The organism is Streptomyces sp. SS7 (assembly GCF_037993025.1).
GTDB lineage: Bacteria > Actinomycetota > Actinomycetes > Streptomycetales > Streptomycetaceae > Streptomyces.
This window is the reverse complement of the sequence record NZ_CP141223.1, coordinates 8,374,815-8,398,912: the sequence shown is the minus strand read 5'-3', so window position 1 is coordinate 8,398,912 and position 24,098 is coordinate 8,374,815. Positions and strand designations below refer to the sequence as shown.

Genomic DNA, 24,098 nt, shown 5'->3' with positions numbered 1-24,098 from the left:
CGTCACGGGCCGCTACCCACGGTGTGGCAATACCCACACGTCGATCCGGGTGTGTTGTGTGATCCCTACCTTGGCCCGGGGCGGTCCCGTAGGACAGGATCGGCTCTCATGGACCTGCTGAACACGCTGGTGGACAAGGGGCTTCGGCGCGAGCTGCCGACCCGCGAGGAAGCGCTGGCCGTCCTCGCCACTTCCGACGACGACGTGCTGGACGTGGTGGCCGCGGCCGGGAAGGTGCGCCGGCACTGGTTCGGCCGGCGGGTGAAACTCAACTACCTGGTCAACCTCAAGTCGGGCCTGTGCCCCGAGGACTGCTCGTACTGCTCCCAGCGCCTCGGCTCCCGGACGGGGATCCTCAAGTACACCTGGCTCAAGCCCGACGAGGCCTCCAAGGCCGCCGCGGCCGGGCTCGCGGGCGGGGCCAAGCGGGTCTGCCTGGTGGCGTCCGGGCGCGGTCCGACCGACCGTGACGTGGACCGGGTCTCCGAGACCATCAAGGCGATCAAGGACCAGAACGAGGGCGTCGAGGTGTGCGCCTGTCTCGGGCTGCTCTCCGACGGCCAGGCCGAGCGGCTGCGCGAGGCGGGCGCGGACGCCTACAACCACAACCTCAACACCTCCGAGGCGACGTACGGGGACATCACCACCACCCACACGTACGCCGACCGGGTGGACACCGTCTCCAAGGCGCACGCGGCGGGTCTGTCCGCCTGCTCCGGGCTGATCGCCGGCATGGGCGAGAGCGACGAGGACCTGGTCGACGTGGTCTTCTCGCTGCGCGCGCTGGACCCGGACTCGGTGCCGGTCAACTTCCTCATCCCGGTCGAGGGCACCCCGCTGGCCAAGGAGTGGAACCTCACCCCGCAGCGCTGTCTGCGGATCCTGGCGATGGTCCGGTTCGTCTGCCCGGACGTCGAGGTGCGGATCGCGGGCGGGCGCGAGGTCCATCTGCGCACCCAGCAGCCGCTCGCGCTGCACCTGGCGAACTCGATCTTCCTCGGCGACTACCTCACCACCGAGGGCCAGGCCGGCAAGGCCGACCTGGAGATGATCGCGGACGCCGGCTTCGAGGTGGAGGGCGCGGGCGAGGTCACCCTGCCCGAGCACCGGGCGGCGGCCGGCGGCGGCTGCGGCTCGCACGCGGAGGCCGGCTGCGGTTCCTCGGCGGAGGCGGGCTGCGGTTCCGGGTGCGGCTCGCACGAGGGCGGCTCGGTGTGCGGTACGGCCGCTGCCGCCGCGCCGGCCGCCGAGCCCCGTACGGACCTGGTCGCCGTGCGCCGCCGGGGCGCCGGTACCGACCTCGCGCCCAATGCCTGAGCTGCCCCCTCTGCCCGTCGCCGACCTGCTGGACCTGGACCGGCGGCACGTCTGGCACCCGTACGGTCCGATGCCCGGCCGGGTGGACCCGCTCGTCGTGGAGTCGGCGAGCGGGGTGCGGCTGCGCCTCGAGGACGGCTCGGGGGAGCTGGTCGACGGCATGTCGTCCTGGTGGTCGGCGATCCACGGCTACAACCACCCGGTGCTCAACGCTGCGGCGCGCGAGCAGCTCGGCCGGATGAGCCACGTCATGTTCGGCGGGCTCACCCACGAGCCCGCCGTCCGGCTGGCGAAGCTCCTTGTCGACATGTCTCCCGACGGCCTCGAACACGTCTTCCTCGCCGACTCCGGTTCGGTGTCGGTCGAGGTCGCGGTGAAGATGTGCCTGCAGTACTGGCGTTCGCTCGGCCGCCCCGCCAAGCAGCGCCTGCTGACCTGGCGCGGCGGCTACCACGGTGACACCTGGCAGCCGATGTCGGTGTGCGACCCGGAGGGCGGGATGCACGAGCTGTGGACCGGGGTACTGCCCCGCCAGGTCTTCGTGGACCCGCCACCGGCCGAGTACGAGGAGACGTACGCCGATCAGCTGCGCGCCGCGATCGCACGGCACGCGGACGAACTGGCCGCGGTGATCGTGGAGCCGGTGGTGCAGGGCGCGGGCGGGATGCGCTTCCACTCCCCCGCGTACCTGCGGGTGCTGCGCGAGGCGTGCGACGCGCACGACGTGCTGCTGGTGTTCGACGAGATCGCGACCGGGTTCGGGCGTACGGGTGCGCTGTTCGCGGCGGACCACGCGGCGGTGACCCCGGACGTGATGTGCGTGGGCAAGGCGCTGACCGGCGGTTATCTGACCCTGGCGGCGACGCTGTGCACGTCCCGGGTGGCCGACGGGATCTCCCGGGGCGAGGTGCCGGTGCTGGCCCACGGCCCGACGTTCATGGGCAATCCGCTCGCCGCGTCCGTCGCCTGTGCCTCGATCGGGCTGCTCCTCGGGCAGGACTGGCTCGCGGAGGTCAAACGGATCGAGTCGGGCCTCAGGGACGGGCTGGCGGAGGCCGCCGGGCTGCCCGGGGTGCGGGACGTACGGGTCCTCGGCGCGGTCGGGGTCGTCCAGCTGGACCACCCGGTGGACATGAGGGCCGCCACCGCGGCGGCCGTGCGGGAGGGCGTCTGGCTGCGGCCGTTCCGCGACCTGGTCTACACGATGCCGCCGTACGTCACCGGCGACACGGACCTGGCACGGATCACGCGCGCGGTGTGCGCCGCTGCGCGGGAGGGATGAACATGCCGATCCTGGTGATCACGGGGACGGGCACGGAGGTCGGCAAGACGGTCACGACGGCCGCCGTCGCCGCCTCCGCGCTCGCGGCGGGCCGCACGGTGGCCGTCCTCAAGGCCGCGCAGACGGGTGTACGGCCGGGCGAGCGCGGCGACGCCGACGAGGTCGCGCGCCTCGCGGGACCGGTCACGACGGCCGAGTGCGCCCGCTATCCCGAGCCGCTCGCCCCCGCGACGGCGGCCCGGCGGGCGGGACTGCCCCCGGTGCGGCCGTACGACGTGGTGGAGGCGGCGCAGAAGCTGGCCGCGGAGCACGACCTCGTGCTGGTCGAGGGGGCGGGCGGGCTGCTCGTCCGCTTCGACGAGGCGGGCGGCACCCTGGCCGACGTGGCCGAGGCGCTGCGGGCCCCGGTCCTGGTGGTGGCCTCGGCGGGCCTGGGCACCCTCAACACGACGGAACTGACGGCCCGGGAGCTGCGCGCACGGGGCGTGGAACTCCTGGGCGTGGTGATCGGCGGCTGGCCCGACGCCCCGGACCTGGCGATGCGCTGCAACGTCACGGACCTGCCGGACGTGGCCGGGGCACCGCTGCTGGGCGCGCTGCCGACGGGCGTGGGCGCACTCGCCCCGGCCGAGTTCCGCACGGCGGCCCCGGGCTGGCTGGCGGCGCGCCTGGACGGGACATGGGAGGCATCGGCTTTCCGAGAAGGGGCACTGACGGCGCCCCGGTAGGGGCGCGGGGAACTGCGCGAGCAGCCCCCGCCCACCCGCACGCTCATTCGACCTCCGACAGCAGCCGGACCAGCTCGATACGGGAGCGGATCCCGAGCCGGGTGAAGACCCCGCGCAGATGGTGATCGATGGTCCGGGGACTGAGCGCGAGCCGCCCCGCGATCTCCCGGTTGGTGGCCCCCTCGGCAGCCATCCGCGCCACCATGAGCTGCTGCGCGGTCAGCCGGACGGTCGGCGGCTCGGCACCCCGCGCCGGGCCGGCCGGCGCGCCGAGGGCGCGCAGTTCCGCCCGCGCGGCCTCCGCGCAGTGCGGTGCGCCGAAGGAGTCGAAGGCCTCGCGGGCGCTGTGCAGCCGGTCCCGGGCCTCGGCGCGGCGCCGCAGCCGGCGCAGGGCGCTGCCGAAGAGCAGTTCCGTGCGGGCGCGTTCGAAGGCGCGGGTGCCCTCGGCGTGCAGTTCGAGGGCCGCGCGGTAGTGGTCGAGGGCTTCCGCGCCGGGGGTGAGCAGGGCCCGGCAACGGGCGCTGAGGGCGAGGTCGTCGGGGCTGCGGACGGCGCGGGCCCAGCGGTCGTAGTCGGCGTGGGCGGCGCGGGCGATCCGGGTGTCGCCCGCGCGGGCGGCGGCCTCGACGTAGTGCGGGGTGGCCAGATGGCGGACGGCCCGGTGACCGTGGCCCGGGCCGAACGCGGCGAGGGCCCGCAGCCGGGCGGCGGCGGCGCCGTAGCGTCCGCAGCCGAGGTCGAGGAAGGCGAGCGCCCACTGGGCGAGGGCGGCCGGCAGACCCAGGCCGTGGGCGAGGGCGTAGGAGCGGGCCGCGGCGGCTCGCTCACGGCACAGGTCGGCGTCGCCGGTGAGCGCGGCGAACATCGCGAGGGCGGCCTGGAGATGACAGGCCCCGTTGTCCTGTCCGGTGGCGTACGACTGCCGCAGGGCGTCCAGCGCGGCGGCCTCGGCGGCGCGCGGGCGGCCGGTCCAGAAGTCGGCGTAGGCGCGGAACTCCATCGCCTGGGAGACGAGCGCGGTCAGGCCCCGGGCGCGGGCGGCGGCGGCCGCGCGGACGGTGGCGGTCGCGGCGCGGGTGTGGTCGCCGAGCAGGAGGGCGGCGATGCCGGCGTGCAGGAGCCGGCTGGGGTCGCCGCCCGGTCCGCACCGTCCGGCGGTCGCCTCCAGCAGGTCGCGGGCGTCCTCGTACCGTCCGTCGGCCGCGGCGGCGAGGGCCGGGAGCACGCCGGGCGGCCGGACGCCGAGCCGTCGCGCGGTGGCCACGGCTTCCGCGCATCGGCGCAGGTCACCGGTGTAGATGGCGGCTTCGGTGGCGCGGGCGAGGAGCGGGACGGGGGCGGTGCCCAGGGTGGCCCCGGCGATCAGCGCGTCGAAGGCCTCCCCCGCCTGGCCGGTGCGCAGCGCGAGGACACCGGTGAGGGCGTCGGCGTGGGTGCGGGCGGCGAGGGTGCGGGCGTGGTCGGCGTCCCCGGCGTGCCAGGCGTCGGCCGCCGCACGGGCGAGGAGACGGGACTGTTCGCGGGGGTCGGTGCCGAGCGCGGCGGCACGTTCGGTGAGGGCGGCGGCGAGAGCGGGGTCGGCGACCCGCCGGGCCCGGTCGGCGGCGGCCGTCAGCTCCGCCGCGAGCCGTCCGCTGGGGCCCAGCGCGGCGGCGCCCCGGTGCCAGGAGCGGCGGGGCAGTTCGGTGTCGTCGTGCAGGACGCGGGCGAGCAGCCGGTGGGCGTCGCGACGGTCGGCGGGGGTGGCCGTCTCGTAGGCGGCGATCCGCGTCCAGGCGTCGCGGAAGCCGACCCCGCCCGCCGTGGCGTAGGCGATGCCGGCGCTCTCGGCGGCCTCCAGCGGGCGGGTGTCGAGGCGGGCGGCGGCCACGGCGCGCAGGAAGGCGTGGGTGGCGACCGGGTACTGGTCGGCGGCGGCCAGGAGGAGCAGCAGCCGGGTGTCCTCGGGCAGGGCGCGGATCTCCCGGCGGTAGCCGTGCAGCAGTCCGGGGGCGAGGTGGGCGGGGTCGGTGGGCAGGGGGTCGAGGCCGGCCGCCTGGCGGTCGGTGAGCCGCGCGGCGAGTTCGGCGGCGGCGCGCTGATCGCCGTACGCCAGACGCAGCACGCGCGTGCGGACCCCGTCGGGGAGGGATGTGACGGGGCGCGGCCGCGGCGCCGGGGCGGGGGGCGGCGGTGGCGAAGTGCCGTCGAGACGTGGGGGGTTTACAGGAGTCACCACGCAATTGACGTTACTGGCGGGTTACTTGAACAGTAAAGACCGGCGATTTCACCGATGCGGCGCGCGTAGACCCGACCGGACACTCCTGGCAACCCCACCCGTTTCAGGAGGCATCATGCAGCGCTCCAGGCGTCGCATCGCCACGGTCCTCGCGGCCGTGGCCTCTTCGCTCCTTCTGTCACTCTCGCTCTCCGCCCCCTCCGCCCAGGCGGCGACCCACAACCCCGTCGTCTTCGTGCACGGCATCAGCAGCTCGTCGAGCAGCTGGAACGACTGGGTCGCCGACTTCAAGGCCGACGGCTACACGTCCGCCGAACTGGACGCGTGGACGTACAGCTGGTCCCAGTCGAACGTCACCACGGCCTCCCAACTGTCCACCGAGATCAAGAACGTGCTGGCGAGAACCGGCGCGAGCAAGGTCAACCTGGTGGTCCACTCGATGGGCGCCCTCAGCGCCCGCTACTACCTCAAGAACCTCGGCGGCACGTCCTTCGTGGACGACTTCGTCTCCGTCGCGGGCGTCAACCACGGTACGTCGGTGGCCTCGTTGTGCAGCTGGCTGTACACCTCGTGCGCCGAGATGGTCACCGGCAGCTCGTTCCTCACCGCGCTCAACTCCGGTGACGAGACACCGGGCAGCGTGACCTACGGGACGTACTGGTCCAACTGCGACGCGGCCATCGACCCGGACTCCTCGGCGCTGCTGAGCGGGGCCACCAACGTCGGCGTCGGGTGCATCTCGCACGACGACATGAACAACGACTACGGCGTCTACCAGAAGGTGCGCGACTTCATCCAGTGACGCCGCGGGGAAGCACGCGCGTGCGGCGGTGCGCGCGTGCGGCGGTGCGCGCGTGCGGCGGTGCGCGCGTGCGGCGGTGCGCGCGTGCGGCGGTGCGCGCGTGCCGGACTGCGGGGGTGCGGCGGGGGTGCGGCGGCTCTGTGCGGGGGAGAATCCGGGTAGGCCCGTCCTGCCCGGGAGGTCGTCATGCCCCTGCGCTCCACCGGCTCCGGCCGGGTGCCCGGTGACCCCGTGCACCATCCGCTGTTCGCCCGCTGCTACGCCGCGCTCGGTTCGGCGGCGGAGTCCAGGGCCGGCCTCGCCGATGTGCGGGGCCGGCTGCTCGCCGGGCTCTCCGGCCGGGTCATCGAGGTCGGCGCGGGCAGCGGACTGAACTTCGCGCACTGTCCGGCCGCCGTCTCGGAGGTCGTCGCGATCGAGCCGGAGCGCCGGATGCGGACCCTGGCGCTGGAGGCGGCGCTGCGCGCCGGGGTGCCGGTGGACGTGGTGCCCGGCGTGGCGGAGGCGCTGCCGGTCAAGAGCGAGGCGTTCGACGCGGCGGTGGTCTCGTTGGTGCTGTGCAGCGTGCGGGACGTGCCCCGCGCGCTGGCCGAGCTGCGGCGTGTGCTGCGGCCCGGCGGCGAACTGCGGTTCCTCGAACACGGCCCCGGCGGCGGCCGCGCGATGCGGGCCACCCAGCGTGCCCTGGACCGCACGGTCTGGCCCTCGCTCGCGGGGGGCTGTCATCTGACCCGGGACACGATCGGCGCGCTGCGCGAGGCCGGCTTCGAACTCGGCCCCTACCGGCGGCTGTTCCTGCCGGAGAAGGGTCCGAGGTTCCCCTTCTCCTACGCCGTGCTCGGCACGGCGCGCAGGCCCGCCTAGGCCCGGGCCCGCGCCGGTGCGTGACGCCCCCGGCTCACAGGCTCCACTCGCGCAGTTCCCGCGCGATGTCGGCGACCGACGCCTCCCCCGTCTTGACCAGCCGGGCCAGGTCCCGCACCTGTTCGGGCGAGGTGGCCACCTTCAGACCGCTGGCGACGAGGTAGGCGTAGGCGACCGCGCAGGCGAACAGCGCGTTGGAGCGCTCCAGGGCGGGGACGTGGATGAGGAGCTGGAGCAGCGCGGCCGCGCGGGCCGGCGGGTCGGTGTACACGGGGACGTCGAATATCTCGGCCTGGTGGCGTGCCACGGCGGCGATCAGGGCGCCCCAGTCGGTGACCTGAGGGTCGCCCGGGGTCTGCTGCTCGGCGAGCATGAGGAGCCAGGCGAGATCGATACGGAGGTCGCTCAAGGGATCAGCGGCGGCCTTCCGGCACGGTGCCCTCGCGGTCCGCGCCGAATTCCTCGGCGAAGACGTTCTCGTACTGCTTCATGAAGTCGGCGGCGGCCTCCACGAAGGTGTGGCCCACCTCCCCGGCGTCCTGTCTGACCAGCTCCTCGATGTAGCGGTTGACGCTCATGCCGCGCGCCGTGGCGCGCTCGCGGGCGGCCTGGGCCGTCCCCTCGTCGACGCGTACGTTCAGCTGGGTCTTCGCCATACCTTCGACGCTAGCGCGGGTGCGCTAGCAACGGCAAGGGCGCGCCGGATGCGAAAAGAGATACCGACTGTGCGCCGGGTCACACTAGTCTCGGCACGTCGACGCGAGCGAGGAGGCAGTCTTGTCCACAGCGGCCTTGTCCACCCCCGACGGGATCGCGGCCCGGGCCCACGGTCTGACCAAGGCGTACGGCTCCGGCGAGACGACGGTGCTGGCCCTGGACTCCGTGGATGTGAACATCGCGCGGGGCCGCTTCACCGCGGTCATGGGGCCCTCGGGGTCCGGGAAGTCCACGCTGATGCACTGTCTGGCCGGACTCGACACCGTCTCGGCCGGTCAGGTCTGGCTCGGCGACACGGAGATCACCGGGCTGAAGGAGCGCGAGCTGACCCGGCTCCGCCGGGACCGGATCGGGTTCATGTTCCAGTCGTTCAACCTGATCCCGACCCTGAACGCGGCCGAGAACATCACGCTGCCCATGGACATCGCGGGCCGCAAACCCGACGAGAAGTGGCTGGACCAGGTCGTGGACACGCTCGGGCTGCGGGAGCGCCTGAAGCACCGGCCGTCCCAGCTCTCCGGCGGCCAGCAGCAGCGCGTGGCCTGCGCCCGGGCCCTGGTCTCCCGGCCCGAGCTGATCTTCGCGGACGAGCCGACCGGCAATCTGGACTCGCGGGCCGGGCTGGAGGTCCTCGCGTTCCTGCGCCGGGCGGTGGACGAACTCGGCCAGACGGTCGTCATGGTCACCCACGACCCGAACGCCGCCGCCCACTCCGACCTGGTCCTCTTCCTGGCGGACGGCCGGATAGTGGATCGGATGGAACACCCTACGGCCGATGCCGTACTCGAACGGATGAAGCGGTTCGACGTCGGCCGCGCGTCCGTCGCGGACGGCGCGTCCGAGGAGGGCTGACCCGGTGCTGAAGGCGACCCTCAGAAGTTTCCTGGCGCACAAGGGACGGCTGCTGCTGTCGGCCCTCGCCGTCGTGCTGTCCGTGGCGTTCGTCGCGGGCAGCCTGATCTTCTCGGACACGGTGACCCGCACCTTCGACCGGCTGTTCGCCTCCACGGCTGCGGACGTCACCGTGCAGCCGAAGGACGACCTGAACTCCAACGTGCCGAGCGGCGCGGTGCAGACGGTCCCGGCCGCGCTCGCCGGCCGGGTCGCCCGGGTCGACGGGGTCGCCTCCGCGCACGCGGACGTCAGCGTCGAGAACATCACCGTGGTCGACAGCGACCACAAGTCCGTCGGCCCCACCACCGGCGCCCCCACCATCGCCACCGACTGGTACGTCACCCACCGCAGCCCGGTGAAGCTGACCTCCGGCCACGCCCCGCAGGGCGCCGGGCAGGCCATGCTGGACGCCGACACCGCCGACAAGAAGCACGTGAGGATCGGCGACACACTCACCGTGATGGCCCAGCCGGGCTCCTTCGACGTCGAGATCGTCGGCATCGCCACCTTTACCACCACCAACCCGGGCGCGGCCCTGGTCTTCCTCGACCCGAAGGTGGCCGCGACCGAGCTGCTGGGTGCGGCGGACAAGGCGACCAGCATCTCGGTCGACGCGGCGTCCGGCGTCTCCGACGCCGTGCTCAAGGACCGCGTCTCGGCCGCGCTGGGCTCCGGGCCGTACGACGTGAAGACCGCCGACGAGCAGGCCAAGTCCTCGGCCGCGTCGCTGGGCGGCTTCCTCGACGTGATCAAGTACGTGATGCTCGGGTTCGCCGGCATCGCCGTCCTGGTCGGTGTGTTCCTGATCGTCAACACGTTCTCGATGCTGATCGCCCAGCGCACCCGTGAGCTGGGGCTGCTGCGCGCGCTCGGCGCCGACCGCCGTCAGGTCCGGCGCTCGGTGCTGACGGAGGCGGTGCTGCTCGGGCTCGTGGGCTCCACCCTGGGCCTCGCCGCCGGTATCGGTCTGGCGGCCGGGCTGATCCGGCTGATGAGCGCGTTCGGCATGAACCTGAAGACGACGGAGATGGTCGTCGGCTGGGGGACCCCGGTGGCGGCGTACGTCGTCGGCGTGGGCGTCACCTTCGTGGCCGCCTACCTCCCCGCGCGGCGCGCCGCCACGGTCTCGCCCATGGCGGCCCTCTCGGACGCGGACATCGCCGGGGTGGGCCGGCCGCTGCGGGTGCGCGCGATCGTCGGCGCGGTCGTCGGGGCACTCGGCGCGGCGGCGCTGCTGGGCTGTGCGACCGCCTCGAGGACGGCCTCGGCGGCCTCGCTCCTGGGCCTCGGGGTGGTCCTGACGCTGATCGCCACCGTGATCGCGGGACCGCTGCTGGTCCGGCCGGTGATCCGGGTCCTGGGCGGTGCCTTCCCCGCCCTGTTCGGCCCGGTCGGGCGGATGAGCCAGCGCAACGCCCTGCGCAACCCGCGCCGCACGGGCGCCACCGCCGCCGCGCTGATGGTGGGCCTGGCGCTGGTCGGCGGTATGTCGGTGGCGAGCGCCTCGATGTCGAAGTCCTTCGACCAGCAGATCGACAAGACGCTCGGCGCGGACTACGTGATCCAGAACGCCAACTTCACCCCCTTCTCCCGCGAGGTGACGGACGCGGTCCGCGCGACCGACGGCGTCGGCCTCGTCGTACGGCAGCGGTTCGCGCCCCTCGCCGTACGGCTGCCGGACGGCAAACGGGTCGAGACGACGGCCTCGGGCTACGACGACCGGCTCGACGACGTCGCGCATGTCACCTACGCCCAGGGCGACTCGGCGGCGGCGCTGGCGGACGGCGCGATCGGCATGGACGTGGACTTCGCCAAGGACCACGGGGTGAAACTGGGCAGTGTGCTCCCGGTGGAGTTCCCCGGCGACCGCACGACCTCGCTGAAGGTGGGCGCGCTCACCGACCAGGACGCGGCCGAGGGCTTCGGTACGGAGGGCGGGCTGTTCCTCGGGCTGGGGACCGTCGAGAAGTACGTGCCCGACGGCCAGGACTCCGCGCTGTACGTGAACGCGGCGCCCGGCACCGGCGCGGAGCAGCTGCGGCCCCGCCTGGAGAAGACGCTCGACGCGTATCCCCAGGTCCAGGTACGCGACCAGGCCGACTACAAGAAGCTGGTGCACGACCAGATCGCCGTCCTGCTCTACCTCGTGTACGCCCTCCTCGGCCTCGCGATCGTCATCGCGGTGCTCGGCGTGGTGAACACCCTCGCGCTGTCGGTGGTGGAGCGCACCCGGGAGATCGGGCTGCTGCGCGCGATCGGACTGGGGCGGCGTCAGCTACGGCGCATGATCCGGCTCGAGTCGGTGGTGATCGCGGTCTTCGGCGCGGTCCTCGGGCTGGCGCTGGGCCTGCTGTGGGGCGTCTGCATCCAGCAGGTCCTCGCCCTCCAGGGCATGAAGGCCCTCGCCGTCCCCTGGGGCACGATCGTCGCGGTCGTCATCGGCTCGGCGGTGGTCGGCGTGGTGGCGGCCCTGCTGCCCGCGCTGCGGGCTTCCCGGATGAACGTGCTGGCGGCCATCGCCCACGACTAGGGGGTGTTGCGAAAGTCCCGCACAGCACCCACGGCGCCCGGCACGCCCTCTCGGCGCACCGGCCGGAATCCCGAGTACATCCAGTACGAGGGCTTTCGTCCGGCACTCCGAGAGCACGCACCGGACACCGCGGGCACCGCACAGGACTTTCGCAACGCCCCCCAGAACGCGCCGGTGCCGGCCCGGGTGTGCGGCTCCGGTGCCGGCCGGGGGCGGCGCTCGGGCGGGGCGGGGTGGCGGCGGTGCTCTCGGCTCCGTTCGAAGCAGGATCGCGTGGTCCGTCCGGCCGCCCGCGGTGCCGCTCTCGGTGTCAGGCCGGGAGGGCGGTCGAGGACACCGTCGAGCCCCGACCGGCGCCCGGGCCGGTCAAGTGTCCGTCCGGATCGTGGAATTGCGCACCCGGCCCCCGCGCCCGTGGTGGGATCGCCGCATGTCTGAGCTGCGCATACGGGCCGCGACGCCCGACGACCTGGACACCGTTCTCGCCTTCTGGAAAGCCGCCGCCGAGGGGACGAGCATCAGCGACGACCGCGCGGGCGTGGAGCGGCTGGTCGCCCGGGACCCCGAGGCGCTGCTGCTGGCCGAGCTGGGCGCCGAGCTGGTGGGCACGGTGATCGCCGGGTTCGACGGCTGGCGGTGCCACCTGTACCGGCTGGCGGTGCATCCGGAGCGGCGTCGTCAGGGCATCGGCTCGGCGCTGCTCGCCGCCGCCGAGGAGCGGTTCGTACGGCTCGGCGGGCGGCGCGGGGACGCGATGGTGCTCAACCGGAACGAGACGGCGCACCATGCGTGGCGCGCCGCGGGGTACGCGCCGGAGGAGAAGTGGCGGCGCTGGGTGAAGCCGTTCGCCGGCCGGCAGGCTCCCTGACCGTCACCCCCGGCCGCGGGACTTTGCTGATCCTTTACCATTGGGGGACCGTGCGACAGCGTGCGGTCCCCCTGCGACTTTCGAAAGGTTGTGAGTGTCCGCCCATGGGCGAGCCTCCCAGTAGCCGTGCGCGACATCGCGCGATCCTCCCTGCCCTGCCGGACCATGGGACGGAGGTGAACCGATGACGGAAGTGCTCCTGCTGCTGGTGGCGATCCTGCTGTCCCTCGCGTGCGGTGCCTTCGTGGCCGCCGAGTTCTCGCTGACCACGGTCGAGCGCAGCGAGCTGGAACGGGCGGCGGAGCGCGGTGAGCGCGGCGCCTCCGGCGCGCTGAAGGCCGTACGGAACCTCACCTTCCAGCTCTCCGGCGCGCAGCTCGGCATCACCGTGACCAACCTGGTCGTCGGCATGCTCGCCGAGCCGTCGATCGCCGCGCTGATCGCGGGACCGCTGGAGTCGGCGGGCCTGTCGGGCACGACGGCGAGTTCGCTGGCGCTCGTCCTGGGGACGGCGCTGTCGACGGTCTTCCTGATGGTCGTCGGCGAGCTGGTGCCGAAGAACTGGGCCATCTCCTCGCCGCTGCCGGTGGCCAAGACCGTGGGCAACGGGCAGCGCTGGTTCAGCTCCGCCTTCCGGCCCTTCATCACCCACCTCAACAACACCGCGAACCACGTCGTGCGCCGCTTCGGCGTGGAGCCCACCGAGGAACTGGCCGCCGCGCGCGGGCCCCAGGAGCTGGCCGCGCTGGCCCGCCACTCGGCCCGCGAGGGCGCGCTGGAGGCGGACACCGCCGAGCTGTTCGTGCGCACCCTGAACCTGGCCGACCTGACCGCGGAGAACGTGATGACCCCGCGGGTCCAGGTCATCTCCCTGGACGCCCTGGCGACCTGCGAGGACGTCGCGAACGCGACCCGGGCCACGGGCCTGTCCCGCTTCCCCGTCCACCGCGGCGGCCTGGACGCCGTCGTCGGCACCGTGCACATCAAGGACGCCCTGGCGATCCCCGCCGAACGGCGCCTGCACGTCCCCGTCTCGGAGATCGTGCGTGAGCCGCTGCTGGTCCCGGAGTCACTGACCGTGGACCGGCTGCTGGACCGGCTGTCCGGCAAGCGGACGATGGCCGTGGTCATCGACGAGTACGGCGGCACGGCGGGCGTGGCGACCCTGGAGGACATCGTCGAGGAGGTCGTGGGCGAGGTCCGCGACGAGCACGACCCGCACGAGACGCCCGACCTGGCTCCCGCGGGCACCGACGACGACGGCCGGGCGCTGTACTCGGCCGACGGCGCCGCCCGGATGGACCAGCTCGCGCGGGTGGGCCTGCACGCCCCCGAGGGGCCGTACGAGACGCTCGCCGGCCTCGTCGCCACCGAACTGGGCCGGATACCGGCCGTCGGTGACGGCGTCGAGGTCACCGGCTGGCGCATGGACGTGGTCGACGCGTCCGGCCGCCGCGCCGCCCGCGTGCTGCTGCACGCCCCGCTCGCCGAGACCCCCGTGGAAGGAGCGGACCAGTGACCGCCGTCCAGCTGCTGATCGCCCTGGCGACCCTGGTCGTCAACGCGTTCTTCGTCGGCGCGGAGTTCGCGCTGATCTCCGTGCGACGCGCCCAGATCGAGCCGTACGCCGAGCAGGGCGACCGGCGTGCCAAGAGCGTGCTGTGGGGCCTGCGGCACGTGTCCGCGCTGATGGCGGCGGCGCAGCTCGGCATCACGCTGTGCACGCTGCTCCTCGGTGTGGTCGCCGAACCGGCGATCGCGCATCTGCTGGAGCCGGTGTTCCACGCGATCGGCGTGCCCGAGGGCGCCGGACACGCCGTCTCCTTCGTGATCGCGCTGGTGCTGGCCACGTATCTGCACATGCTGCTCGGCGAGATGGTCCCGAAGAACATCGCGCTCGCCGAGCCGGTGCGCACCGCGCTGGTGCTCGGCCCGCCACTGGTCACGCTGTCGCGGGCGCTGCGCCCGGTGATCTTCGCGATCAACGCGTTCGCCAACGCCCTGCTGAAGCTGCTGCGGATCGAGACCAAGGACGAGGTCGCGGCGGCCTTCTCGGACGCCCAGCTGGCGCAGATCGTCAAGGACGCGGGCGCGGCGGGCCTCATCGACGACCGTGCGCAGGAGCGTCTGCACGACGCCCTGGAGCTGGGCCGCCGTCCGGTGCGCGATGTCGTGCTGCCGCTGGAGCGGGTCGTCCACGCGCGCGTGGGCGTCACGCCGGAGCAGCTGGAGGCGCTGGCCGCCGAGTCGGGGTTCTCCCGGTTCCCGGTGGTGGACGAGGGGCGCCGGATCATCGGCTACCTGCATGTGAAGGACGCGCTGGACGCCTCGCCCCGGAACGAGCCGTTCCGGCTGCGGGACATGCGGCCCATCGCGCGCGTGCGGGAGACGACACCCCTGGACGACGTCCTGACCGCGATGCGGGGCAGCCGTACGCATCTGGCGGCGGTGCTCGGCGCGGACGGACGGCCGGCCGGGCTGGTGACGATGGAGGACGTGCTGCGCGAGCTGTTCGGACAGCCGGCGTGAGAGAAGGTGGGCCCGGGACCGCGTTCCGGACCGGGGTGACCGACTGACGGGTATGGGCCTCGGGCTACCATCTATGTCGCCATGCAGACGAACCCCACACACACCAGCCTGGTCGCGGTCGGCGACTCCTTCACCGAGGGCATGTCGGACCTGCTGCCCGACGGCTCCTACCGCGGCTGGGCGGACCTCCTGGCGGGCCGGATGGCGGCCCGCGCGCCCGGCTTCCGGTACGCCAACCTGGCGGTGCGCGGCAAACTGATCGGCCAGATCGTCCAGGAGCAGGTGGACGTGGCGGCCGCGATGGACGCCGATGTGATCACCCTGGTCGGCGGCCTGAACGACACCCTGCGCCCCAAGTGCGACATGGGCATGGTCAAGGGGCTGCTCACGGAGGCGGTGGAGCGGCTCGCCCCGGCCTGCAAGCAACTGGTGCTGATGCGCAGTCCCGGTCGCCAGGGCCCCGTCCTGGAGCGGTTCCGGCCGCGCATGGAGGAGCTGTTCGACTGTGTCGACGGCCTCGCCGAGCGGCACGGCGCGCTGGTCGTCGACCTGTACGGCGCCCCCTCGCTCTCCGACCCGCGGCTGTGGGACGTCGACCGGCTGCACCTGACGCCCGAGGCGCACCGCCGGGTCGCCGAGGCGGTCTGGCAGACCCTCGGCTACCCCGCCGAGGACACCGAGTGGCGCACCCCGGTCCCCCCCACCGTGCCGCCCGGCTGGGCCGCCCGACGGGCCGCCGACGCCCGGTTCACCAAGCAGCACCTGCTCCCGTGGATCGGCCGCCGCCTGACCGGCCGCTCCTCCGGCGACGGCCGCCCGGCCAAGCGCCCCGAACTGCTGCCGTACGAGGGATCCGCCTAGGAAAACCCCGGCCGGCACCCGGTCCGCGCCCGCCGCCACCCCGCGTGACGCCCGTCTCGTAGGATCCGCCGAACGGCACCGTGGCGCTGGCCTGCACGAATCGCCAGTAGAATCCGTACACGTGACTTCTGCGCCCGCCAAGCCCCGCATCCCGAACGTCCTCGCCGGACGGTACGCCTCCGCCGAGCTCGCCACGCTCTGGTCGCCCGAGCAGAAGGTGAAGCTGGAGCGTCAGCTCTGGCTCGCCGTGCTGCGCGCCCAGAAGGACCTCGGGATCGAGGTGCCGGACGCGGCGATCGCCGACTACGAGCGTGTCCTGGACACCGTCGACCTGGCCTCCATCGCCGACCGCGAGAAGGTCACGCGGCACGACGTGAAGGCGCGGATCGAGGAGTTCAACGACCTCGCCGGGCACGAGCAGGTCCACAAGGGCATGACCTCCCGTGACCTCACGGAGAACGTCGAGCAGCTCCAGATCCGTCTCTCGCTGGAGCTGATCCGCGACCGTGCGGTGGCGGTGCTGGCGCGCCTGGGCAAGCTGGCCGGCGAGTACGGCGAGCTGGTCATGGCCGGCCGCTCGCACAACGTGGCCGCGCAGGCCACCACCCTCGGCAAGCGCTTCGCGACGGCCGCCGACGAGCTGCTCGTGGCGTACGGCCGCATCGAGGAGCTGCTCGGCCGCTACCCGCTGCGCGGGATCAAGGGCCCGGTCGGGACGGCGCAGGACATGCTGGACCTGCTGGGCGGCGACGCGGGCAAGCTCGCCGAGCTGGAGGACCGGATCGCCGGTCATCTGGGTTTCTCGCAGGCCTTCACCTCGGTGGGCCAGGTCTATCCGCGTTCGCTGGACTACGAGGTCGTGACCGCGCTGGTGCAGCTCGCCGCCGCGCCTTCCTCGCTCGCGAAGACGATCCGGCTGATGGCGGGCCACGAGCTGGTGACCGAGGGCTTCAAGCCCGGCCAGGTCGGCTCCTCGGCGATGCCGCACAAGATGAACACCCGCTCCTGCGAGCGCGTCAACGGCCTGATGGTCATCCTGCGCGGTTACGCGTCGATGACCGGTGAGCTGGCGGGCGACCAGTGGAACGAGGGCGACGTGTCCTGCTCGGTCGTGCGCCGGGTGGCCCTGCCGGACGCGTTCTTCGCGCTGGACGGTCTGCTCGAGACGTTCCTGACGGTGCTGGACGAGTTCGGCGCCTTCCCCGCGGTCGTGGCCCGGGAGCTGGACCGCTACCTGCCGTTCCTCGCCACCACCAAGGTGCTGATGGGCGCGGTGCGCGCGGGCGTGGGCCGTGAGCTCGCGCACGAGGCGATCAAGGAGAACGCCGTCGCCTCCGCCCTCGCGATGCGCGAGCAGGGCGCCGAGCGCAACGAGCTGCTCGACAACCTGGCCGCCGACGAGCGCCTGCCGCTCGACCGCGCCGCGCTGGACGCGCTGATGTCCGACAAGCTGTCCTTCACGGGCGCCGCGGCGGCGCAGGTCGGCGTGGTCGTCGGCCGGATCGAGGAGATCGTGAAGCAGCGTCCCGAGGCGGCCGGTTACACCCCCGGAGCGATCCTCTGACACCCTCGCCCCGCTTCACCCAGGCGGAGCTGGAGGCCGCGCGCGACCGTCTCGTACCGGACGTCGTCGCGGGCGGTCTGCGGGTGCTGTTCTGCGGGATCAACCCGGGGCTGATGACCGCCGCGACCGGTCACCACTTCGCCCGTCCGGGCAACCGCTTCTGGCCGGTGCTGCATCGGTCCGGGTTCACGCCGAGGCTGCTGAGGCCGGCGGAGCAGGCGGAGCTGTTGACGTACGGACTCGGGATCACGAACGTGGTGGCGCGGGCGACCGCGCGGGCCGACGAGCTGAGCGCCGAGGAGTACCGCGAGGGCGGGCGGCTGCTGACGGAGAAGGTGACCCGGCTGGCGCCCCGCTGGCTGGCGGTGGTCGGGGTGACCGCCTACCGGGCCGCCTTCGACGACCGGAAGGCCTCGGTCGGGCCGCAGGAGCGGGTGATCGGGCGGACACGGGTGTGGGTACTGCCGAACCCCAGCGGACTCAACGCCCACTGGACGGCCGCGACGATGGCGGAGGAGTTCGCCCGGCTGCGGGTGGCGGCGCAGGACTGAGCGGTGGTCCGGGCACTGAGCGGTGGTCAGGGCGGGTCGGTCTCGGTGACCACGAGCAGGAGCTCTATCTCGTCGTCCCGGTCGAGGTCGGCGACGCCCAGGGCGATCCAGCGGCCGTGGTCCGCGGTCTGCCACAGGTACACGTCCGCGACACGCAGGCTCAGTCCGGCCCAGGGCTCGGGTATCTCCTCGGCCGCGGTCCGCAGCCGGACCGTCTGCAGGCCCATGTGCTCCGGCTCGCCCCATCTGCGCGTCAGTTCCCCGGCCAGGTCCTCCCGCTGCTCGTGGAACCGCCCCGCCTCCGCGACCCGCGCCGCGGCGTCCGCCGCCCTGAGACCATGGCTGGTCGCTAAGGCGGCGGTGCGGTCGCCGGGTCCGGCGAGCAACCTCTCGATGTCCATCACTCCAGTAAAGCGGCGACCACTGACAATTGGCGCTCCGTCAGTCCCTCGCTCCGCTCACGCGTCCCGGCGCCGCAGCCGCCAGGCACCCGCAAGGACCGCGGCAGCCGCCCACAGCGCCGTCACCGCGAGCCCCTCCCATGGCCCCAGGATGCCGTCCCAGCTGCTGTGGAGCGCCACTTGGCCCGCCCGGTCGGGCAAGAAGTCGGCGGCGTTGCCGGACAGGTCGCCGACGACGAAGGACACGACGAGGAGGAACGGGACCAGGATGCCGAGCGCCCCCGTTCCGCTGCGCAGGACCGTCGTCAGTCCGGCGGCCAGCAGGGCCATCAGCGTCAGGTAGAGAGCGCAGCCGGCCACCGCGCGCAGGCCCTCGGCCGCGCCCGGGGCGTCCGCCCGGTCGCCCCGCAGCGCGCTGCCCACCGCCAGGGTCGCGGCTCCCGTGAGCAGGCCGACGGCCAGGACCGGCAGCGCGACGGCCGTCAGTTTGGCGGCGAACCAGCGGCCCCGGCGCGGTACGGCGGCCAGCGACACCCGCAGCGCGCCGTCCCGGAACTCGGCGGACACGGCCGTCACGGCGAACGCGACCGCCGCGATCTGGCCGAAGCTCACGCCGAAGAACGCGGAGAAGAGGGGATCGGCGGCCGAGCCTTCGGGGTCGGCGCCGGCAAGCGCCGAGAACACCACCGTGGCGATCAGGACCGCGCACAGGGCACCGGTCTGCGACCGCAGCGTACGGATCTTGATCCACTCGGAGTGGAGTACGGGCGTGAAGTCCGACAGGGTCACGGTCAGGCCTCCTGGTGCCGACGGGGCCGCGCCGCGGCGAACTCCGCGTCGCGGGCGGTGAGGTCGAGGTAGGCCTGCTCCAGCGTGCCTTCCTCCGTGGTCAGTTCGAGCAGGGGGACTCCGGCCGCGGTGAGCAGCGGGCCGATGTCGTCCACGCGCGTGTGGGACACGGTCCAGTGGCCTTCCGGGTGCTCCACGGCCTCGTGGCCGTGCCGGGCCAGTGCGGTCCGCAGGGCGGTGGGGTCCGTCGTACGGATGCGGACGCGGGGGCGCACGCGTGCGTCGATGAATTCCCGCATCGGGGTGTCGGCCAGCAGCCGGCCCCGGCCGAGGACGACGAGGTGGTCGGCGAAGGACGCGGTCTCGTTCATGAGATGGCTGGAGACCAGCACCGTGCGGCCCTCGGCGGCCAGGGCGCGCAGCAGTCCGCGGATCCAGACGATGCCCTCGGGGTCGAGGCCGTTGGACGGCTCGTCGAGCAGGACGACGTCGGGGTCGCCGAGCAGGGCGGCGGCGATGCCGAGCCGCTGGCGCATGCCCAGGGAATACGTCCGCACCCGCCGACGGGCGGCCGGGGCGAGGCCGGTCCGCGCCAGGACCTCGTCCACCCGGCGGGCGGGGAGGCGGTTGCTCACCGCGAGCGCGAGGAGGTGGTCGCGGCCGGTGCGGGAGCCGTGCGCCGCCCGGGCGTCGAGCAGGGCGCCGACCCGGCGCAGCGGGTCGGGGAGGGTGGCGTACGGGCGGCCGCCGACGGTGGCCGTCCCGGAGGTCGCCCGGTCGAGGCCGAGGACGAGGCGCAGCGTGGTGGACTTGCCGGCGCCGTTGGGGCCGAGGAAGCCCGTCACCCGGCCGGGCAGGACCCGGAAGGTGAGGCGGTCGACGGCGCGCCGGGTGCCGTACTCCTTGGTGAGGTCGTGGACGTCGATGCTGGTCATGACCACGACTCTGGCCGCCGGCCGGGGTGCCGGGCCTCCCCCGGGCGGGGAGAGCGTCTCCCCCGCACGGGGGAGGCCCGTTGTCAGTGGGGCCTGGCAGGCTTTGCGCATGGGCCGCGCTCTGCGCCCGCTGCTGCGGGGGACGACGTACACACGACTGCTGCACCTGTGGGTGCCGATGCTGGTCGTGAGCGTCTGGATGTTCGTCGACCCGTCCCGGCCGTGGGTGCCCGCGCTGCTCCTCGCCCCGGTCGGGCTGATCCCGGGGGTGCGCAGGGGGGAGGGCGTGCAGGCCCGGCTGCTGCTCCTGCCGGGCGAGGCCGGCTCCGGTCTCTCGGTGGCCCCGTCCGCGACCTGGCGCGACCGGCTGCGCACGGTCGTGTGGCTCGAAGTGCGCCTGCTGCTGGGCGCGGTGACGACGGCGGCGTGCGTCTGGCTGCCCGTCCTCTGCTACGAACTGATCCGCGCCGCCCTCGGACACCCGGGCGGCGACCTGCCGCTCGTGCGGGACGCGCCCGGCCACTGGGCCTGGTCGCTCCTCGCTCCCCTGCCCCTCGTCGTGCTGTACGGCGTGGTGGTCGGCCTCGGCCGGGTGGTCACCGCGGCCGCCCGGGCCCTGCTCGGTCCCTCCGCCGCCGAGCGGCTCGCCGCCCTGGAGGAGCGGACCGAGCAGTTGCTGGAGCGCACCCGGATCGCACGCGAGCTGCACGACTCCATCGGGCACGCGCTGACGGTGGCGGTGGTGCAGGCGGGCGCGGCGCGGGCGGCCGACGACACGGAGTTCACCCGCCGGGCGCTGGCGGCGATCGAGGACACGGGGCGGTCGGCGCTGGCGGACCTGGAGCGCGTGCTCGGGGTGTTGCGCGAGGCCGGGCGTCCGGTGGGCGGCAGACCCACGCTCGCCGAGGCCGGCCGGCTCCTGGAGTCCGCGCGGGTGTCCGGGGCGGCGGTCGACGCCGAGCTGAGCGGCCCGCTGGACACCGTGCCGGGGCCGGTGTCCCGGGAGGGCTACCGGATCCTCCAGGAGGCGCTGACCAATGTGCTGCGGCACGCGGGAGCCGTCCCGGTGCGGGTCCGGGTGGGCGTCGAGAGGGACACCCTGCGTCTACAGGTGCGCAATCCGCTGCCGGCCGGCATACCGGGCCCCGGGCGGGGCAGCGGGCTGCGCGGAATCCGCGAGCGGGCTGCCCTGCTCGGGGGACACGCCTCGACCGGGCCGGACGCGGGCGACTGGGAGGTGCGTGCGGAGCTGCCGCTGCGCTGATCTACGCTGGCCGGATGCCGGTGACCGTACTCCTCGTCGACGACGAACCCCTGGTCCGTGCCGGTCTGCGGGCCGTCCTGGAGGCGCAGGGCGACATCGAGGTCGTGGGCGAGGCGGCGGACGGGGCCGCGGTGATCCCGCTGGTGCGGCGGTTGCGGCCCGACGTGGTCGCGATGGACGTCCGGATGCCGCTGATGGACGGTATCGAGGCCACCCGGGCGCTGCTGCGGACGGTGGACGGGCCGCCGAAGATCCTGGTCGTGACGACCTTCGAGAACGACGAGTACGTGTACGAGGCGCTGCGGGCGGGCGCGGACGGGTTCCTGCTGAAGCGGGCCCGGCCTGCCGAGATCGTGCACGCCGTGCGGCTGGTCGCCGAGGGCGAGTCGCTGCTCTTCCCGGCGTCGGTGCGGCGGCTGGCCGCCGAGTACGGCGAGGCGGGCGGCGACCGCGCGGCCCGCGCCACCCTGGAGCGGGCCCGGCTGACCGAGCGGGAGGCCGAGGTGCTGCGGCTGATGACGCGCGGCCTGTCGAACGCGGAGATCGCCGGGCAGCTGGTGGTGGGCACCGAGACGGTGAAGTCGCACGTGAGCGCGGTGCTGGCGAAGTTGGGGGCGCGGGACCGCGTCCAGGCGGTGATCACGGCGTACGAGTCGGGCTTCGTGACGCCCGGTTGAGACGGTGTGTGACGGCATCGGTACGGATTCCGCACTCGCCCGGCTCGTCCCCGCCGAGTACGATCCGCCCAACACGCGCACGAGCTGGAGGACGGACGTTGGGGCGGCTGACCGGCGGGGATCCCTCGCTGTTGCGCAGGATCAACTCCGCGGTGGTGCTGCACGCGCTGCGTGCCGCGGACTGCGCGACGCTCACGGAGATCACCCGGGTGACCGGGCTGTCCCGGCCGACCGTCGAGGGGGTCGTCGAGGATCTCATCGGGGCGGGACTCGTCGTGGAGAAGGCGGCCGACGAGAGTGTCGCCCGGCGGCAGGGGCGGCCGGCGCGGCGGTTCCGCTTCCGTGCGGAGGCCGGGCATCTGCTGGGCCTGGAGATCGGCCCGCACCGGGTGGCGGCGCTCCTCGCCGACCTGGACGGACGGCTGCTGGGTTCGCAGGCCAAGGACGTCGACGAGGCGGCGTCCGCGGACGAGCGGCTGGAGCGGTTGCGCGCCGCGGTCGCCGAGCTGCTGCGCCGGGCGGGCGTGCCACGGGACTCCCTGCGGGCGGTCGGGGTCGCCACCCCCGGGATCGTCGAGGCGGACGGGACGGTGCGGCTGGGCACGGCGCTGCCCGAGTGGACGGGGCTGCGGCTGGGCGACCGGCTGAGCCGTTCCTTCAAGTGTCCGGTGCTGGTGGAGAACGACGCCAACGCGGCGGCCGTCGCCGAGCACTGGAAGGGGTCGGCCACCGAGTCCGACGACGTGGTGTTCGTGCTGGCCGGACTGAGCCCGGGCGCCGGGTCGCTGATCGGCGGGCGGCTGCACCGCGGGTACGGCGGGGCGGCCGGGGAGATCGGGGCGCTGCACCTGCTGGGGCGGGAGGTGACGCCGGAGACCCTGCTGTCCACGACGGGCGAGCCGCTGCACCCGCTGGACGAGCAGGCGGTGGCCAAGGTGTTCGCCCGGGCCCGGGAGGGCGACGGGCAGGCGCGGGCGGCTGTGGACCGGTTCATCCAGCGGCTCGTCCACGACGTGGCGGCGCTGGTGCTCGCCCTCGATCCGGAGCTGGTCGTCGTCGGCGGCTGGGCGGCCGGGATCGACGGTGTACTGGAGCCGCTGCGGCGGGAGTTGGCGCGCTACTGCCTGCGGCCGCCCCGGGTGGCGCTGTCGATCCTGGGCGAGGCGGCGGTGGCGACGGGGGCGCTGCGGCTGGCGCTGGACCATGTCGAGGAGCAACTGTTCGCCGTGGAGGGGACGGTGACGGCCCGCAGGTGAGGGCGTCGTCTTCGGCGACGTACGAGTGCGGGACGTCGGGTCCGGGACGTACGAGTGCGGGACGTCGGGTCCGGGACGTACGAGTGCGGGACGTCGGGTCCGGGACGTACGAGTGCGGGACGTCGGGTCCGGGACGACGTACGGTATCCGGCGCCTCCTTGACGGGACGTCACCCGGGGAACGCGGCGCGCCCCGGAGCGGGCTCCGGGGCGCGGGGAGCGGGCGTCAGGAGGCCTGGCGCTCCGGTCGCGGGCCGTGGTGGATCTCCACGCCGCCCGAGGCGCCGAACGTCAGGCGGCACGTGTCAGCGCGGTACGTCGCGACGGACAGGGCGGCGGTACGGCCCCCCGCGAAGAAGCGGGTGGTGACGACGAGGACGGGGGCTCCGGGCAGCCGGTCGAGCTCCTTGGCGTCGTCCGCGCGGGCCGAGCCCAGCTCCACGGAGCGGTCCTGGCCCTGGAGGTCCAGGTGCTGCAGTTCGCGCAGCACCGCCCGCGCGCGGGCCGCCTCGGACGGGGTGTCGATCGCGCTGAGGTCGGGCACCGAGGCGGCCGGGACGTAGAGCAGTTCGGCGGCGACCGGCTGGCCCTGGGAGACGCGCGAGCGGCGCACCACGTGCACGGCCTGGTCGCGCGGGGTCTCCAGGGTGGTGGCGACGGCGGCGGGCGGGACCGTGAGAGTGGAGTCGACGCAGGTCCAGGCGTCGTCCGCGCCGTCCGGCCAGCCCTGGCGCTCCGAGCCGACGGCGACACCCATCCGGGGCGGTGCGACGGTCGTGCCGACGCCGCGGCGGCGCTGGAGCCGGCCTTCGAGTTCGAGCTGCTCCAGGGCCTGGCGCAGCGTCGCACGGGCGACACCGAAGCGGGCGGCCAGGTCGCGCTCGTTCGGCAGGATCTCGCCGACGGAGAACTCGGAGTCGAGCGCCTCGCTGAGCACTGTCTTGAGATGCCAGTACTTCGGCTCCGGCACCGATTCCAGTTGCGTGGTCCCCACCCTGTCCTCCGCAATCGCCGTGGTCCGGCGGCGTATTTCGCGCCCTTGTTTATTAAAG

23 protein-coding genes are annotated in these 24,098 nt (G+C 73.9%); 16 read left to right on the top strand and 7 right to left on the bottom strand.

Going from position 1 to position 24,098, the window contains the following annotated elements; translation table 11 throughout:
* Nucleotides 1–108 precede the first annotated feature (108 nt).
* Genes bioB through bioD form a run of 3 tightly spaced genes read left to right on the top strand, consistent with a single transcriptional unit; the run spans nucleotide 109 to nucleotide 3,327 of the window.
* The gene (bioB, locus tag U5640_RS38585; RefSeq protein WP_340383777.1) at nucleotides 109–1,317 is read left to right on the top strand and encodes a biotin synthase BioB; all 1,209 of its coding nucleotides are present in this window, start codon (nucleotides 109–111) and stop codon (nucleotides 1,315–1,317) included.
* The gene (locus U5640_RS38580) at nucleotides 1,310–2,599 is read left to right on the top strand and encodes an adenosylmethionine--8-amino-7-oxononanoate transaminase (protein ID WP_340383775.1); all 1,290 of its coding nucleotides are present in this window, start codon (nucleotides 1,310–1,312) and stop codon (nucleotides 2,597–2,599) included. Before bioB ends, U5640_RS38580 begins: the two co-directional genes overlap by 8 nt.
* A 2-nt stretch (nucleotides 2,600–2,601) precedes the next feature.
* The gene (gene bioD / locus U5640_RS38575; protein WP_340383773.1) at nucleotides 2,602–3,327 is read left to right on the top strand and encodes a dethiobiotin synthase; all 726 of its coding nucleotides are present in this window, start codon (nucleotides 2,602–2,604) and stop codon (nucleotides 3,325–3,327) included.
* Between the two features lie 43 nt (nucleotides 3,328–3,370).
* Here bioD and U5640_RS38570 read toward each other — a convergent pair whose 3' ends face one another.
* Nucleotides 3,371–5,431, bottom strand: coding sequence for a LuxR C-terminal-related transcriptional regulator (locus U5640_RS38570; protein WP_340383771.1), 2,061 nt, complete (start codon nucleotides 5,429–5,431; stop codon nucleotides 3,371–3,373).
* 229 nt (nucleotides 5,432–5,660) lie between these two features.
* Between U5640_RS38570 and U5640_RS38565 the strand changes: the two genes are divergently transcribed.
* Together U5640_RS38565 and U5640_RS38560 are read left to right on the top strand one after the other, a co-directional pair.
* Nucleotides 5,661–6,347 carry an alpha/beta fold hydrolase gene (locus tag U5640_RS38565; RefSeq protein WP_340383769.1) on the top strand — a complete coding sequence of 229 codons (687 nt, stop codon included), beginning with the start codon at nucleotides 5,661–5,663 and terminating at the stop codon, nucleotides 6,345–6,347.
* A 186-nt stretch (nucleotides 6,348–6,533) separates the two neighbouring features.
* On the top strand, nucleotides 6,534–7,211 hold the full coding sequence (locus U5640_RS38560) for a class I SAM-dependent methyltransferase (protein WP_340383767.1): 678 nt from the start codon (nucleotides 6,534–6,536) through the stop codon (nucleotides 7,209–7,211).
* A gap of 34 nt (nucleotides 7,212–7,245) precedes the next feature.
* On the opposite strand, the gene U5640_RS38555 is transcribed toward U5640_RS38560, so the two are convergent.
* Both U5640_RS38555 and U5640_RS38550 read right to left on the bottom strand, forming a co-directional pair.
* Nucleotides 7,246–7,620 carry a fic family toxin-antitoxin system, toxin component gene (locus U5640_RS38555; protein ID WP_340383765.1) on the bottom strand — a complete coding sequence of 125 codons (375 nt, stop codon included), beginning with the start codon at nucleotides 7,618–7,620 and terminating at the stop codon, nucleotides 7,246–7,248.
* Nucleotides 7,621–7,624: 4 nt separating this feature from the next.
* Complete coding sequence (locus tag U5640_RS38550; RefSeq protein WP_067256046.1) at nucleotides 7,625–7,867, bottom strand: toxin-antitoxin system, antitoxin component; 243 nt, start codon at nucleotides 7,865–7,867, stop codon at nucleotides 7,625–7,627.
* A 121-nt stretch (nucleotides 7,868–7,988) separates the two neighbouring features.
* On the opposite strand from U5640_RS38550, the gene U5640_RS38545 reads away from it, so the two are divergent.
* The 8 genes from U5640_RS38545 to mug all read left to right on the top strand — a co-directional run bounded on the left by U5640_RS38545 (nucleotide 7,989) and on the right by mug (nucleotide 17,725).
* Entirely contained in the window at nucleotides 7,989–8,780 is a 792-nt protein-coding gene (locus U5640_RS38545; protein WP_340383761.1) for an ABC transporter ATP-binding protein, read from the top strand.
* A 4-nt stretch (nucleotides 8,781–8,784) separates the two neighbouring features.
* A complete protein-coding gene (locus tag U5640_RS38540) occupies nucleotides 8,785–11,352 on the top strand; it encodes an ABC transporter permease (protein WP_340383759.1) in 2,568 nt (855 codons plus the stop codon).
* 430 nt (nucleotides 11,353–11,782) lie between these two features.
* The gene (locus U5640_RS38535; RefSeq protein WP_340383757.1) at nucleotides 11,783–12,220 is read left to right on the top strand and encodes a GNAT family N-acetyltransferase; all 438 of its coding nucleotides are present in this window, start codon (nucleotides 11,783–11,785) and stop codon (nucleotides 12,218–12,220) included.
* Nucleotides 12,221–12,404: 184 nt separating this feature from the next.
* Complete coding sequence (locus U5640_RS38530; RefSeq protein WP_340383755.1) at nucleotides 12,405–13,739, top strand: hemolysin family protein; 1,335 nt, start codon at nucleotides 12,405–12,407, stop codon at nucleotides 13,737–13,739.
* Nucleotides 13,736–14,749: a hemolysin family protein gene (locus U5640_RS38525; RefSeq protein ID WP_340383753.1), complete on the top strand. Its 1,014-nt coding sequence runs from the start codon at nucleotides 13,736–13,738 to the stop codon at nucleotides 14,747–14,749. Before U5640_RS38530 ends, U5640_RS38525 begins: the two co-directional genes overlap by 4 nt.
* Before the next feature lie 81 nt (nucleotides 14,750–14,830).
* Nucleotides 14,831–15,610, top strand: a complete 780-nt coding sequence (locus U5640_RS38520; RefSeq protein WP_340383751.1) for an SGNH/GDSL hydrolase family protein — start codon at nucleotides 14,831–14,833, stop codon at nucleotides 15,608–15,610.
* A gap of 121 nt (nucleotides 15,611–15,731) precedes the next feature.
* On the top strand, nucleotides 15,732–17,174 hold the full coding sequence (gene purB / locus U5640_RS38515) for an adenylosuccinate lyase (protein WP_340383749.1): 1,443 nt from the start codon (nucleotides 15,732–15,734) through the stop codon (nucleotides 17,172–17,174).
* Nucleotides 17,171–17,725 (top strand): G/U mismatch-specific DNA glycosylase, encoded by a 555-nt coding sequence (gene mug, locus U5640_RS38510; RefSeq protein WP_340385591.1) that lies wholly within the window; start codon nucleotides 17,171–17,173, stop codon nucleotides 17,723–17,725. The genes purB and mug overlap by 4 nt, the downstream gene beginning before the upstream one ends.
* A gap of 26 nt (nucleotides 17,726–17,751) precedes the next feature.
* On the opposite strand, the gene U5640_RS38505 is transcribed toward mug, so the two are convergent.
* Genes U5640_RS38505 through U5640_RS38495 form a run of 3 tightly spaced genes read right to left on the bottom strand, consistent with a single transcriptional unit; the run spans nucleotide 17,752 to nucleotide 19,850 of the window.
* Entirely contained in the window at nucleotides 17,752–18,126 is a 375-nt protein-coding gene (locus tag U5640_RS38505; RefSeq protein WP_340383746.1) for a hypothetical protein, read from the bottom strand.
* A gap of 57 nt (nucleotides 18,127–18,183) precedes the next feature.
* Nucleotides 18,184–18,915 (bottom strand): ABC transporter permease, encoded by a 732-nt coding sequence (locus tag U5640_RS38500; RefSeq protein WP_340383744.1) that lies wholly within the window; start codon nucleotides 18,913–18,915, stop codon nucleotides 18,184–18,186.
* Nucleotides 18,916–18,917: 2 nt separating this feature from the next.
* Nucleotides 18,918–19,850, bottom strand: a complete 933-nt coding sequence (locus U5640_RS38495; RefSeq protein ID WP_340383742.1) for an ATP-binding cassette domain-containing protein — start codon at nucleotides 19,848–19,850, stop codon at nucleotides 18,918–18,920.
* 109 nt (nucleotides 19,851–19,959) lie between these two features.
* On the opposite strand from U5640_RS38495, the gene U5640_RS38490 reads away from it, so the two are divergent.
* The 3 genes from U5640_RS38490 to U5640_RS38480 all read left to right on the top strand — a co-directional run bounded on the left by U5640_RS38490 (nucleotide 19,960) and on the right by U5640_RS38480 (nucleotide 23,047).
* Complete coding sequence (locus U5640_RS38490; RefSeq protein WP_340383740.1) at nucleotides 19,960–21,114, top strand: histidine kinase; 1,155 nt, start codon at nucleotides 19,960–19,962, stop codon at nucleotides 21,112–21,114.
* Between the two features lie 14 nt (nucleotides 21,115–21,128).
* Complete coding sequence (locus tag U5640_RS38485; RefSeq protein ID WP_340383738.1) at nucleotides 21,129–21,791, top strand: response regulator transcription factor; 663 nt, start codon at nucleotides 21,129–21,131, stop codon at nucleotides 21,789–21,791.
* 98 nt (nucleotides 21,792–21,889) lie between these two features.
* Entirely contained in the window at nucleotides 21,890–23,047 is a 1,158-nt protein-coding gene (locus tag U5640_RS38480) for an ROK family transcriptional regulator (protein ID WP_340383736.1), read from the top strand.
* Nucleotides 23,048–23,272: 225 nt separating this feature from the next.
* Here the strand turns inward: U5640_RS38480 and U5640_RS38475 are convergent, their stop codons facing one another.
* Nucleotides 23,273–24,040 (bottom strand): GntR family transcriptional regulator, encoded by a 768-nt coding sequence (locus tag U5640_RS38475; protein WP_340383734.1) that lies wholly within the window; start codon nucleotides 24,038–24,040, stop codon nucleotides 23,273–23,275.
* Nucleotides 24,041–24,098 lie beyond the last annotated feature (58 nt).

Excerpts from the sequence above, each read along its gene's own strand:
- bioB (WP_340383777.1), top strand. The coding sequence starts at position 109 with ATGGACCTGCTGAACACGCTGGTGGACAAGGGGCTTCGGCGCGAGCTG.
- U5640_RS38580 (WP_340383775.1), top strand. The coding sequence starts at position 1,310 with ATGCCTGAGCTGCCCCCTCTGCCCGTCGCCGACCTGCTGGACCTGGAC.
- bioD (WP_340383773.1), top strand. The coding sequence starts at position 2,602 with ATGCCGATCCTGGTGATCACGGGGACGGGCACGGAGGTCGGCAAGACG.
- U5640_RS38565 (WP_340383769.1), top strand. The coding sequence starts at position 5,661 with ATGCAGCGCTCCAGGCGTCGCATCGCCACGGTCCTCGCGGCCGTGGCC.
- U5640_RS38560 (WP_340383767.1), top strand. The coding sequence starts at position 6,534 with ATGCCCCTGCGCTCCACCGGCTCCGGCCGGGTGCCCGGTGACCCCGTG.
- U5640_RS38550 (WP_067256046.1), bottom strand. The coding sequence starts at position 7,867 with ATGGCGAAGACCCAGCTGAACGTACGCGTCGACGAGGGGACGGCCCAG.
- U5640_RS38535 (WP_340383757.1), top strand. The coding sequence starts at position 11,783 with ATGTCTGAGCTGCGCATACGGGCCGCGACGCCCGACGACCTGGACACC.
- U5640_RS38530 (WP_340383755.1), top strand. The coding sequence starts at position 12,405 with ATGACGGAAGTGCTCCTGCTGCTGGTGGCGATCCTGCTGTCCCTCGCG.
- U5640_RS38520 (WP_340383751.1), top strand. The coding sequence starts at position 14,831 with ATGCAGACGAACCCCACACACACCAGCCTGGTCGCGGTCGGCGACTCC.
- U5640_RS38505 (WP_340383746.1), bottom strand. The coding sequence starts at position 18,126 with ATGGACATCGAGAGGTTGCTCGCCGGACCCGGCGACCGCACCGCCGCC.
- U5640_RS38495 (WP_340383742.1), bottom strand. The coding sequence starts at position 19,850 with ATGACCAGCATCGACGTCCACGACCTCACCAAGGAGTACGGCACCCGG.
- U5640_RS38490 (WP_340383740.1), top strand. The coding sequence starts at position 19,960 with ATGGGCCGCGCTCTGCGCCCGCTGCTGCGGGGGACGACGTACACACGA.
- U5640_RS38485 (WP_340383738.1), top strand. The coding sequence starts at position 21,129 with ATGCCGGTGACCGTACTCCTCGTCGACGACGAACCCCTGGTCCGTGCC.